Genomic DNA, 12,653 nt, shown 5'->3' on the forward strand with positions numbered 1-12,653 from the left:
CGATGTGTCCGATTCTTGTTACAGGTGGCAGTGGTTGGATTGGCAGATATGTGATCCGTGAGCTGCTTCGCAAAGGGTATAACGTACATGCAACGTATCATCGATCCAAGCCGGCAGATCTAGCATGCACATGGCATCAAGTGAATTTGCTGCGTGATGCGGAAGTGGCGGAGCTTATCCATCTAGTAAAGCCATCGTATCTCGTACATCTTGCGTGGGAAGCCGTACCTCCTAAGTGCTATGAAGCTTTAAACAATTACTATTGGGTGCAGGCTAGCATGGGGCTTATGCGTCATTTTGCCGAGAATGGCGGGGAGCGGGTATTCGTAGCGGGGACTTGTGCGGAATATGAATGGGTAGATGGCTTTTTAACGGAGAATGGTTCAAACCTTTCGTTCCAAACCCCGTATGCCTTATGCAAAAATACGTTTCGCATCTGGCTCGAATCCTACGCCGCTCAGATGTGTGTGAGTTTATGTTGGGGACGGATCTTCCACATGTATGGACCCCATGAATCTGGTAGTCGATTAGTATCTAGCTTGATCACGTCACTTCTCAAAGGGGAATCTGCCAAGTGCACGCACGGCAAGCAGAGTCGCGACTTTATGTATGTGGAAGACGTGGCGCGCGCTGTGGTAGAGCTAATTGGCAGCGGTGTGGAAGGTATCGTGAATATTGGGTCAGGTACGCCGCTAGCGATTAAACAAATTGCGACAGGGATTGGAGCAAGACTCGGAAGGCTGGATTTAATTAAGTTTGGCCAAATTCCGCTCCCTGCGCATGAACCGATGCTAGTTGCAGCGAATGTTGATCGATTACGTGATGAACTGAATTGGAAACCGCAAATAACATTAGATGAGGGGATCGATCGCACAATTGCTTGGTGGAGAAGTCAAAGCTTCATATAAGCTTCCGGCGTCTGACCGATGATCGATTTAAAGTCTTTGATAAAATGCGATTGGTCGAAGTAGCCAAGATCTGTTGTGAGCTGTAACAAATCTTGATGAGAGCATCGGTCTATCGTCTCAGCCGCATTCTGTAGGCGCGACAGACGAATCACCCATTTGGGACTGACACCCACATATTGATTGAAAATACGCTGCATCGTTCGTTTGTTTATTTGAAAATGTTCGCATACCTCATCGACTTTTGTGATGTCCCGATTGTCTTGAATGTACTCGACCATCTGTAGGGCAGTATTCGCAGTTGGATCAGGTTCTGGAAGGTGCTGTCGCAGTAAGTGCTCGACCATCTCGATCTGATCTTCGGGAGAAGAGGCACTGAACAATTTGGCTTGAAAGTCGGAAACATCGATGTTGAACACTTCATCTAGTTCGATCGAACGGTTCGTTAGAGCGGATACCGGCCATTTGACAAAAGGATAGAAACCTCCGGGTTTAAACTTTACGCCAAAAGCGCTTGAAGCACCTTCAAGCTGTTTGGTGTTTTTTTGCTTGGCTAAGCCATAGAATGCGGATGTGTGCGGTTCAAAAATCAGGTTCACACAAGGGTTAGGCACGGTATGTTGTACATAAGGGTCTTGCCCGGTTAAATCCCAATTTACAATCCAATAATGTTTAACAAATGGACTTAAATCCTCAGATGGAGCATGACGGGTAAGTGCAAATTTTTGCGTGCTTGCTTGTACATGAAGAATGCCCATGCTTGGCATTGGTGTAACTGGCTGCATCAGAGGTTCCTCCTTTTTTAGATGAAGAATGCAGGATGGTTGTCGCGTTTTTACAAGACTTGGATGGAAATGGAAGTTAATCTAATAGTAGCACAATCTCGTTGTGTATATAAAGTTCAAAGGAGCAATTCGTTATGAAGAGTGGCGTACTTAAGTATGAGTTTTATATTAATGCGAAGCCTGAAGTCGTATGGGATACGATCATCAAGCCAGAGGGCACTCGCCATATTATGTTCGGCAGTGTCATACATTCCACATTTGAAGTCGGAGCGCCTTATCAGTGGATCGGCCCAGGGGTGGATGGCGATGAGACCAATCACGTATATGGTACGATTCTAGAATATGAACCGAACAAATTATTTAGCTGTCTTGAACATCCGGGGCCGTCCTATCTGCCGAACCATGCTGAATTGGAATCACGGATTACGATGACTTTTGAAGAAGTAGGAACCAGCACGAAGCTGACACTTGTGAATGATCAATTTACGGAGAATCACCCCTCGTATGAGAGTACAGAAAAAGCTTGGTGGATGATCTTAAGCAACGTGAAAAGCTATGCGGAAACAGGTAAGACGATGGATTTTGGTTGGTAAAAAGTGAAGCACCCTTCGACTGGTGATAAGCCAACGAAGGGTGTTTATTTGTGTAGTTAATGATTAGAAGAGAGGTGATGATCTTCAATTAGGAATATCGCAATGCGTCCGGGACCGTGTACCCCGATCGTCAGATCCATCTCAATGTCAGATGTTCGGCTCGGTCCTGTAATGATGTTGATGCAAGAAGTGTCTATTGCACGTGGTTCAGCCATGGCAAGCACTTGCGTGAGGCGAGGGACGATGTCACTTGTACGAAGGACTGCGAGGACTTGATTCGGCAGCAAACTGACCAATCGACCTCGATCACCTCGGTTATAAAGTACGATAGAGCCGGTTTCGGCAATACCGTGGGTGGCATAAACAAGTCCTGCATGGCAGTGATCTGCTTGCTCAATTAACGTCTCCCGCGATTGTTCGGTGCTCCAGAAGGATACGTTCAATTCGTCGGCTTCTTGTTGAATAAATTTTGCAGGATCGAACTCCCCCTCATTTGCTGGCCATGCGATGAGATGCGTCATGTCCCTATTTTTCATAAAATGGTGGATGGCTTGTGGCAGTTCATGGCTGCTAGCTACGCGAATCACATCACCACCAAGCTTCGTTAATTCTTGTTCGAACAAGGAGGCGATGCCGTCTTGGTCTAGACCTTGATGCAGATGATCCCAAGGATGGCGCAGCCAGCGCGGTTTAATCACTTCGTGGATGCGGTCGCGACCCATTTTGCCAGCAAGCTTATTTAGAAATTGTTCTTTAGTTGCCATTCGGATTCCCTCCCTGTCTGCCTTCCTTCTGCCACCACTCTCGGAAACTTTCCATCGGGGGAGCAGGCAAGTCGCGTGCCTTCGTCCAATTACCAAGTATGCTAGGTGCTTTACGGATATAACCGTCTTTATCTTGGAATGGTTTCAGGGCATATTTCGCCATCTTCAGACCTGATTTGTACATCCATGGCTTAGACATCGCTACACCGAATCCTTTGAAAATAAGCCTTTCGAGCGCCGGTGTATGCTTCTGGTTAACGACATCTTGTCTTAACTCCACTAAATATTCATGCAGTGGAATTTTAACGGGGCAAGCATCGGTGCAAGCACCGCATAAGCTACTTAGGTAAGGCATCTTCCCCCAGCTCTCGAAGCCTTCCAGAATCGGGGTGAGTACAGCTCCAATCGGGCCAGGGTAAACACTACCGTAAGCATGACCACCAATGTGACGATACACGGGACAGACATTCAGACAAGCACCACAACGTATGCAGTTTAATATTTGTTGATATTCTGTACCCAGTGCATTGGAGCGCCCATTATCGACGATAATGACGATTAATTCTTCAGGTCCGTCCCGATCATCTAGCTTGCGAGGTCCGTTAATGGCTGTTACATAGCTCGTAATTTTCTGTCCAGTTGCCGAGCGAGGGAGTAGGGATAATACAACATCGAGTTCCTTCCATCCTGGAACAATACGCTCCATACCCATGAGCACGATGTGTGTCTTTGGCACCGTAGTCGTTAAGCGTGCATTGCCTTCATTACTGACAAGGACGATGGAACCTGTCTCCGCAATAGCGAAGTTGCAGCCAGTAAGGCCAATGTCTGCCTGCATAAACTTGTCGCGGAGCACCTCACGTGCATATTTGGTTAGTTCTTTCGTATCTTCGGGCAGCTGTCTTCCGGCATGTTCCGAGAACAATTCAGCTACCTGCTTCCGATTCTTATGGATCGCAGGCACGATAATATGCGAAGGCATTTCTTTGGCAAGTTGAATGATGTATTCCCCTAGGTCAGATTCAATCGGCTCAACGCCGATTTCCTCTAGTCGTGCATTCAGATGCACTTCCTCAGAAACCATCGACTTGGATTTAATGACAGACTTTGCTTCCTTTTCCCGACACAGATCTAAGATCATCTTGACGACTTCTGCATCATCATTGGCAAAAAGCACTTTTCCGCCGTTCTTCTCCACATTCGTTGAGAATTGATCCAAATAGTAATCCAGATTTGAGATCGTATGTGTGCGAATTGCTTCCGCTCTTGTACGCCATTCCTCTAAATTGCCTAGAGCATCGGCTGCATTATCCTTGCCTGTACGGAATCGTTCTTGGGCATTGGACAGGGATTGCTTAAGGAAAGGATCGTTAATCGCCTTATCGACGCGATCATTTAGCGATGGTTGCGTGTTTGCGCTCATAGCGTCTGACCCCCTCATCTAACAGTTCGGCTACATGATAGGCTTTAATATCCTGACCCAACCTGCGAAGGCGACCTTCAATATTCATCAGACAAGCCATGTCAGAGCCAAGAAGGACATTAGCACCTGTTCCAATAATATGACGCGCCTTCTCATCCACCATTTCACCGGAAATATCGTGCATCTTTACAGCGAATGTTCCACCGAAGCCACAGCAGTCTCCCTTGTAAGGAAGATCAACCAGTTGAAGACTCTGAATGGATTGAATAAGCTGGAGTGGTTCATCAATGATGCGAAGTCCACGGGTCATATGGCAGGAGCAATGATAGGTTGCGATGCCTTCGAATTCTGCGTATATCTTCGAGATATCTGTCTTCTGAACGATAAATTCGGAGAATTCATACGTTTTATCTGCTAACTGTTGTGCTTTCTCTCGCCACTTATCATCATCTGCGAACAGGGTAGGGTAGTAATGGCGCACCATAGCAGCGCATGAGCCAGAAGGGGTGACGACCCACTCGGACTGCTCAAAGGCATCGATCATCTGCCTAGCTGCTTTCTTGGTATCTTCGACATAACCACTGTTGAAGGCGGGTTGACCACAGCAGGCTTGGTTTATTGGAAAATCGACTGTGCAGCCTACATGGCGCAGCATATTCACGACAGCTTTACCGACATTCGGATACATGGCATCGGAAATGCAGGTAATAAACAGGGAGACATTCATAAGAGATCCTCCTTGAATTGCTTGGATTTATTGGATTTATTGGAGTGAAAATAGACATATACATAAGTCATCAGGTCATCTGATGGGTAAGATCGAATGAAAGACGTGAAGCCTCATGCTCACGCTTATTCGATCTTATTTTCCTCGCAATATTGGTTAAAGACGTTCTCTACTTTGGTTAAATGGGCAAGCATGACTTGCTCGGCTAATAGGGGATTCTGATCTTCGATGGCGTTGTAGATGAATTGGTGCTCATTATGTAGACGTTCGAGTGTTTTTTCTTTGGAGAATAACCATAATCTGCGGCTCTCACGCATCGTATCTCGCAGTGTTTCGGAAATTTGGTTCATCATGCGCAGCAGCATCTTATTCTGAGTGGCTTCAGCAATCGCGATATGAAAATCGGCATCGGCCATCTCACCTAAGTTGCCATCACTCTTCGCATTTTCCATCGCATAAAGCGCTTGACGCATTGCTTCGAGATGTTCGGGCTTACGTCTTTGAGCCGCAATAGCTGCGGATCTAGCTTCAATCATTTTACGAACCTCGAAGAAATCAAGCATTTCCTTCTTGTTGAATCGTACGAAATCTCCAATCGGTTCTGCGAGTACGCCTGGATCAAATTTCGTAACGAATGTACCTTCACCTTGCCGAATATCGACAAGTCCAATGGCCCGCAGAGCGCTAAGTGCTTCGCGAATTGTTGACCGTCCCACTTGATAGTTCTTGCTCAACTGTTCGACCGATTCAAGCCGATCGCCCGCTTTATATTCACCACTTTGGATTCGACTTTGAATCTGTTCAGCGACGATTTCATAGATTTTCTTGGTTTGGAGCCGAGTGTTTGCCAGTGGTAACACCTCCATGCCTGTATAGCTCATCTGATTAATGATGGAATATACGTTTCAATCATCAGATGACTGCATTCACAGTTTACGTGAGTGTGGATATTATTGTAAATATAATTATTTGAATAATCAGCAAGTGGAAATTGCACCCCTAGAGGGATTTATTCCTCTTAAGGGTGCGTTTCGCGATTGGATGCAAGAATTCATGACTGAATGGAGCCAGAGGTGTTCCTGTGCGTACTTTGTTTACCCAATCTGGATTCACTAATGCACTGGTGCCGATCGCAACAAGATCCGTATCTTCGGAAGCGATGAGCTGACTTGCTGTATCTGGATGTTTCGGGTAAAGACACCTTGAAACAGTCTTTTTATATCATGCAAAATTTTGTAAAATGCTATAAGATTGGGGAATAAACCGTTTTCAACCTAATAAATAATGGAGGAGGTTCATTTCATGTATGCTCGTAAATTTAGTAAGAAAGTAATGTTACTTGCTGCCATAGCTACCTTAATTGTGGTGGCAGGCATATTGTGGTTAAACACGCAGAAGAACACGACGACAGCATTAACTGCATTGACGAGCGGTCAGCTCGAATTTGAAAGTGATCCGACGTCATCGGCGATACTCTCAGGTTTTACAGCTAAATCGGTTGTGAACGGCTCCAAAGCGAATTATGATCTAGTATTAAAAATGAATGAGAAAAGCGAATTTACAGCCAAAGCGAAGGTGACTGCAACGAATGTTTCCAAAGATTCATGGGACAAGCTAGTGTTCTATGTCATTCCGAACGTGTTTGCAGAACCGAACAATAAGATGTTTCGTGATGATGCTAAGTTCGCGATCCAAGCGATTAAGATTGCGGATAAACAAGTCAAGTACACGATGCAAGATGATACCCTCACGGTTCCACTTCAAAGTAAGCTCTCTCCTCAAGAAAATCTCACCATCGAAATTAGTTATTCCTTTCAAGTACCAAGGGACGGCAGACGCTATATGCGCATTGAAGACTCTCATTATTTAGCCCAATGGTATCCAATGCTTGCTACATATATGAATGGTTGGAACAAGAATCCTTACAATTATAACAATGAATCTTACCACACTGGATTTGGTGATTATAAGCTCCAATATGAACTTCCTGCCGGTTATACACTTGTGAGTTCTGCGAACAATGATCCCAAAGAAGCAACAACCTCCGGTCAAGTCGAGATCAAGAACGTGAAGGAAATGTTCGTGGCTGTCCTGAAAGATATGAAAGTGATGACAAGAAAAGTCGGCGATGTCGATATTCGGGTATGGAGCAGGGATAAGGATAAGATACCTGCTGCTACTGCACTTGATACTGCTGCAGCAGCACTCCCATTTTTCAGTAAAAATATTGGCCCATACCCATATAAGCAGTACGATGTGCTCGTGGATGGCGTTGTATCAATGGAGTACCCTGGGATAGATACGGTGTATGGGAAAGATCAATTTACAAGTCTTTATACGACGCATGAACTTGCGCATCAGTGGTTCTATGGCATGGTTAGTAATGATCCGTTCAAGGAAAGTTGGCTGGATGAAGGATTTACCCAATATACAACATCCCTCTATCTGCGTAATTATGAGTATGCAAACCGATATATTTTGCCAGAACCGAAGTTATCCAACCTGCCTTTGTCTGAGCTTGGTGATATGGACTATGCCAGTAGTTTGTATGCCCTGCCTACCTTGAAATTTAAAGAATTGTTTGAGCCTCTAGGCATAGAAGATCGTTGGAAGTTCCTGCGAACATATTTTGAGATTTACCGATATAAGCAAGTTACGACAGAAGAAGCCGTTCGCTTCATCAAGCATTACTTTAAGATGCAAGACGATACCTTCTTTAAAGATTGGTTGAAGTTGGATTAAGGAGTAGAGGGGAAGGGTGGTCGATCTGTGAAAATGAGAAGAAGGTTGTTGCCTATAATAGTTGGTATTATAATTCTCACCGGTGGATTATGGCTGTGGTTACAGCAGTCAGACGAAGCAACAAATGCTCAACTTACTCAAGGATCTGCAACCTATACTCCTCCTGCAGATTTGCCTGCGCAGCTTGCTAATTTCAAACCCGAGTATGTAGAGGACGGGGCAAAGTCGAAATATGATTTGTCTTTAAAAATGAATGAGAGAGGCGATTTTATAGCGACAGCGAAGATTACAGTTACTAACGCCTCGATAGATTCCTGGGACAAGCTCGTCTTCTACATGATTCCTAATGTATTCGCGGAAAAAGGCAATAAGATGTTTCAATCTGACGCGAAACTTACCATTGAAGAGGTGAAGTTAGCAGGGAAGAAAGTGAAATATACGTTAGAAGACGACAATTTTACCGTACCGCTTGTGAAGAAGCTTGATCCCAAAGGAAGTACATAGTTGAAGTTAGTTATTCATTCAAGCTACCTCAAAAAGGGATGCGATTTATCCGCGTGCAAGATACATATTACTTGACCGAGTGGTACCCAATGCTTGCTACATATAAGAACTATAAAGGATGGAATAAAGAACTGTATATTAATTACAGTGAATCGTATCATACCGGATTTAGTAACTTTACTTTGAAATATGAACTTCCATCTGGTTATACGCTCATCAGCTCGTCCGATGTTGATCCACAATCCGCAACATCTACAGGTAAGGTAGAGGTTGATAACGTGAAGGAAATTAGCGTTGTGGTAACCAAAGAGATGAGTGCTGTTACCAAAAAGGCAGGCGATGTTGAAATTCGTGTATGGGGAAGAGAGGATATGAAAGACAGTAAGGTTCAAGTTTTGCAAATGATGTCTGCAGCACTACCAAGCTTATCACAAAAAATTGGCGCATATCCGCATCATCAATTTGATGTGTTTATTGATCAAACTGCTTCCATGGAATATCCAGGACTTGTAACCGTAACACAATACGGTCAAAGTTTCTATTATGATGCAGTCGTTCATGAACTCGTCCATCAATGGTTCTATGGTATGGTTAGTAATGATCCATATTATGAGGGATGGTTAGATGAAGGGATGACCGAATATACGACATCGTTATATCAGAATAATTATACCTCTTCGACTGCTAGGAAGTTATACCCTGTGGAGACTAAACCATCCAATTCGGATTTAACGGCATTAGCTGATGGGAAATTAAGTAAAGCTTTATACGGTCAGCCAACGTTGAAGTTAAAGGAGCTACAAGAATCATTGGAACAAGAGGACAGATGGAAGTTCATTCACACCTACTTTGAACTGTACAAATACAAGCAAGTGACAACGAAAGAGTTCATTAGATTTACGAAAGCTTATTTTGAAATGAAAGATGATTCCTTCTTTAAAGATTGGCTGAAGTTGGATTAAGGTTAAGGCTCACTTCTCTTGGAGAGGTGGGCTTTTTTTAATGGAATTAAATAACTGTCTTTTCAAATAATTAATGTGGTAAATTTATAAATGTTAGACAGGATTTCTAATATAGCGAAGATTTCATGAAGATGGGGTTTCTATGGAAAAAAACACAAAAATAATATTAATTGCTATGGTTTCAATCTTAATCATAGCGATCAACAACATCTTCTTTTACAACATTCTAAGATCATCTCTGGATAATAACTATCAGCGCGAGGTTGCATCATTAGCCAATCAAATTACGAGGAATATAGAATTTTCACGAGATGGGGCACGCCAGTTAGAAGATGCTATTGGCAAACAGCTCAGGGCTGCTGCAATCGCAATGAAGTATGCACTTCCTAAGGAACTTGAATGGGTCAAACAATCTGAGCTGGATCGGTTGAAATCTGAGCTTATGATGCAGGATATTTCATTAATGGTAAAAACTTCGGATGATATTGTCGTTAATAAATCAACGAATCCTGATCAGATAGGTTTAAGTACGAAAGACTGGGACAATTGGTATACAGCTTTTACAGAATTGTTTAATGAAAAAAACACGAAATTAGATTGGGGACAAATTCTACCGAACTTTTGGTCAGGACCGTATGAAGTTGCAGCAGCAGATACAAAAACGATCTCTAAATGGGGGTATTATTATGATGGCTCAAGCGATTATATGATAGATCCATTCGTAGGGGATACCGAATATAAGCACTATTTGAATACGACGGGTACGGATGCAATTGTTAAAAGTACGATCGAGAACAACCCTTCCATTCTTGAAATAACAGGGATCAATCCCGCAACGTTCGGTCAAGATCCTAAGAAGTTCAATGTGGCTGCGGGAGAGCTAGTGCCGCTTATTTATAAACCTTACTTTTTTGGTTCATATGCGTATGAGAATACTAGCGAAGATACTTTATTTGTAAAAAGGGCAGTTGAGACGAAGCAACCACAATCGTATGAGGTTCATATGAATGGCAAAAAGGTTGTAAAGAACTTTATTCCAATCGATTCTTCTTTACTTGAATATGTAAGAGGGTATGCACCTAACAATAATATTCCGCTCTCCACCTATGTGCTGTGTATTGTCTCGGATATTGAATTGATTCAGAGTAACCTTAGCGATCAATTTACAACATTGATATCCATTGTCTTGTTGGTATCTGCCTTGTGTATTGGACTATTATTGTTAGTGATGAGATGGATTAGTAAATCCAAAGATAGAGCCGTGCAACAAACTTCTCAGACGTATGCAGATGAAGTGAATCAGATGTTTATGAACATTCAAGGACAGCGGCATGACTTTCTAAATCATGTAAGTGTCATTCATGCCTATTGTGAACTTGGCAGACATGAAGATTTGAAAAAGTATGCTTCAGCTCTAATAGGAGAGGTCAAAGCTTTAAATGACATCATTAATATTGGACAGCCGGAGATTGCGGCTATCGTACAAGCGAAGATGGTATCCGCTATGAACAAAAAGATTAATTTTACACCTCATTTTGAAAATATTACGAGTGTGATGTCAGGGGCGATGTCCTATGATATGGTTCGAGTCATTGGGAACTTATTAGATAATGCCTTTGATGAGGTAGAAAATTTACCGAATGAAATCAAATCAGTAGATTGTAAGGGTTGGGTGGAAGGAAAGGAATTTCATTTGGTCACTTCGAATCCATTAAGCCGCACAATAAATGAAGAAGAACTTATTAATATCTTTAAACCGTACTATTCATCTAAGAAAGAACATCATTCGGGTTTGGGACTCGCTATTATCCAGAATATTATTCATAAATATCGTGGGAAAATCAGAGCTGAAATTAGGGATAGCGTCATTTACTTTACGGTCAGTATCCCTTTAAGAACAGAGTTCCAGCCGGAGCTTCGAAGAATTTGAAGAATACATCCTACATGGACAGAGGTTATGCCGATGAAACGAAACGTATTTTTAGATTACACATCCATTTCGTTAAGGTTAGATACACTTTCCAAGCAGATACAGGCTTCTAATATGGATGCCATAGTAATTATTTTGAGAGGAGGATCCTTTGTAGGGATGCATATGGCGTTTCTAATCGGGCTTCCTTATTATTTCTTGCATTATGATCGCTCGAAGAGAAAAGTCAGTTGGATCGGGCAATTACCGCCTCAAGGATCGCATGTATTATTATGTGAAGATATCGCAGGGTCAGGTCATACGTTGTCTGATTGTAAAAATGATCTGATAAAGCGCGGATATTCTTGTTCCACTTTAGTAGCTTGCGGAGACCAAATATCGGCGACACTTCCGGATTATAGCTGTTTCTATGCAGAGGATCGAGATACAAGATTTATACTCCCATGGGAACGACACATGCTCAATAGCAAAGAAGTGCACGAAAGGCCAGGAGAAGCGGATCATGTATATGAGCATACGGGGTGGGATATGGATGGAGTTTTCCTAGAAGATGTGGACTCCATGCATTATGAAGCGAATCTAGAGAATGCCCTTGCAATGAGAGATTTACTGAAACCCGCCTTATACGCACCAAGAATGATTGCTCCTGGAGATATGATTATTACGGGACGACCTGTGATCGACAAGCACCGGACTTTGCAATGGTTGAATCAGCATCAATATGTTGTTCCGGTTATATTTAGAGATGACGGTATTGAGCATCCGACTGCGGAAAGTACGGCTCGTTGGAAAGGGCTCAAAGCAATCGAACTCAGCATGACTCACTACATAGAGAGTGATGCTCAGCAAGCAGCCTACATAGCGGCTATGTATCCCGAACTTCGCGTGACGTGGTGGAACAAGGGAGAGCCTATTCAGCTTCAGGCATCTCCTAAGGTTGAAGAGCTAGATTCATATAGATGGATCGCTAAATAGAATGGGAGATCAAGAAATGTTCATGAAGGAAGTAGATGCTTACTATGTTAAAAATGTACGTGAGCAATCTTTTGGGGATTTGCATATCACAAACGAACGTACCATCTTTCATTCGAAGAGATCTCAATTGCTACAAGTTACCGTTGAGTTCCTCCATTCTGATGTATTAACAATCAACACATTTAAGTCATGGCTGTTTATCCCGACAGGGCTTCGTATCAGGCTAAGGGATGGACAGACGCATAGCTTTAAGATCAATCCCCGGGAAGAAATAATTAGAACGTATAAGAAATTAATGAATCCAATAAATTAGGTTCAGTTAAATCTATCAAAGTAAGTAAGC

The 12,653-nt window shown here is 43.0% G+C and carries 13 protein-coding genes; 8 read left to right on the top strand and 5 right to left on the bottom strand.

Annotation, left to right across the window (positions count from 1 at the left end; translation table 11 throughout):
- Window positions 1–2 precede the first annotated feature (2 nt).
- Window positions 3–908, top strand: a complete 906-nt coding sequence (locus NV379_RS12395) for an NAD-dependent epimerase/dehydratase family protein (RefSeq protein ID WP_258207627.1) — start codon at window positions 3–5, stop codon at window positions 906–908.
- Here NV379_RS12395 and NV379_RS12400 read toward each other — a convergent pair.
- Window positions 893–1,690: a helix-turn-helix domain-containing protein gene (locus tag NV379_RS12400; RefSeq protein WP_258207628.1), complete on the bottom strand. Its 798-nt coding sequence runs from the start codon at window positions 1,688–1,690 to the stop codon at window positions 893–895. The genes NV379_RS12395 and NV379_RS12400 overlap by 16 nt on opposite strands.
- Window positions 1,691–1,824: 134 nt before the next feature.
- On the opposite strand from NV379_RS12400, the gene NV379_RS12405 reads away from it, so the two are divergent.
- On the top strand, window positions 1,825–2,283 hold the full coding sequence (locus NV379_RS12405; RefSeq protein ID WP_258207629.1) for an SRPBCC domain-containing protein: 459 nt from the start codon (window positions 1,825–1,827) through the stop codon (window positions 2,281–2,283).
- A 56-nt stretch (window positions 2,284–2,339) separates the two neighbouring features.
- Here the strand turns inward: NV379_RS12405 and NV379_RS12410 are convergent, their stop codons facing one another.
- The 4 genes from NV379_RS12410 to NV379_RS12425 all read right to left on the bottom strand — a co-directional run bounded on the left by NV379_RS12410 (window position 2,340) and on the right by NV379_RS12425 (window position 6,078).
- Entirely contained in the window at window positions 2,340–3,047 is a 708-nt protein-coding gene (locus NV379_RS12410; protein WP_258207630.1) for a LutC/YkgG family protein, read from the bottom strand.
- Entirely contained in the window at window positions 3,037–4,470 is a 1,434-nt protein-coding gene (locus NV379_RS12415; RefSeq protein WP_258207631.1) for a LutB/LldF family L-lactate oxidation iron-sulfur protein, read from the bottom strand. Before NV379_RS12415 ends, NV379_RS12410 begins: the two co-directional genes overlap by 11 nt.
- Entirely contained in the window at window positions 4,439–5,197 is a 759-nt protein-coding gene (locus tag NV379_RS12420) for a (Fe-S)-binding protein (RefSeq protein ID WP_258207632.1), read from the bottom strand. Before NV379_RS12420 ends, NV379_RS12415 begins: the two co-directional genes overlap by 32 nt.
- Before the next feature lie 125 nt (window positions 5,198–5,322).
- The gene (locus tag NV379_RS12425) at window positions 5,323–6,078 is read right to left on the bottom strand and encodes a FadR/GntR family transcriptional regulator (RefSeq protein WP_258207633.1); all 756 of its coding nucleotides are present in this window, start codon (window positions 6,076–6,078) and stop codon (window positions 5,323–5,325) included.
- Window positions 6,079–6,499: 421 nt separating this feature from the next.
- Between NV379_RS12425 and NV379_RS12430 the strand changes: the two genes are divergently transcribed.
- The 6 genes from NV379_RS12430 to NV379_RS12455 all read left to right on the top strand — a co-directional run bounded on the left by NV379_RS12430 (window position 6,500) and on the right by NV379_RS12455 (window position 12,623).
- Window positions 6,500–7,939 carry a M1 family metallopeptidase gene (locus NV379_RS12430; RefSeq protein WP_258207634.1) on the top strand — a complete coding sequence of 480 codons (1,440 nt, stop codon included), beginning with the start codon at window positions 6,500–6,502 and terminating at the stop codon, window positions 7,937–7,939.
- A gap of 33 nt (window positions 7,940–7,972) precedes the next feature.
- Entirely contained in the window at window positions 7,973–8,443 is a 471-nt protein-coding gene (locus NV379_RS12435; RefSeq protein ID WP_258207635.1) for a hypothetical protein, read from the top strand.
- 71 nt (window positions 8,444–8,514) lie between these two features.
- Window positions 8,515–9,405 carry a M1 family aminopeptidase gene (locus NV379_RS12440; protein ID WP_258207636.1) on the top strand — a complete coding sequence of 297 codons (891 nt, stop codon included), beginning with the start codon at window positions 8,515–8,517 and terminating at the stop codon, window positions 9,403–9,405.
- Between the two features lie 142 nt (window positions 9,406–9,547).
- Window positions 9,548–11,335, top strand: a complete 1,788-nt coding sequence (locus tag NV379_RS12445) for a sensor histidine kinase (RefSeq protein WP_258207637.1) — start codon at window positions 9,548–9,550, stop codon at window positions 11,333–11,335.
- A gap of 159 nt (window positions 11,336–11,494) precedes the next feature.
- Window positions 11,495–12,310, top strand: coding sequence for a hypothetical protein (locus NV379_RS12450; RefSeq protein WP_258207638.1), 816 nt, complete (start codon window positions 11,495–11,497; stop codon window positions 12,308–12,310).
- Window positions 12,311–12,326: 16 nt separating this feature from the next.
- Window positions 12,327–12,623 (top strand): hypothetical protein, encoded by a 297-nt coding sequence (locus NV379_RS12455; protein WP_258207639.1) that lies wholly within the window; start codon window positions 12,327–12,329, stop codon window positions 12,621–12,623.
- Window positions 12,624–12,653: the final 30 nt, after the last annotated feature.

Source organism: Paenibacillus radicibacter, from assembly GCF_024721995.1.
GTDB classification, from domain to species: domain Bacteria; phylum Bacillota; class Bacilli; order Paenibacillales; family NBRC-103111; genus Paenibacillus_AM; species Paenibacillus_AM radicibacter.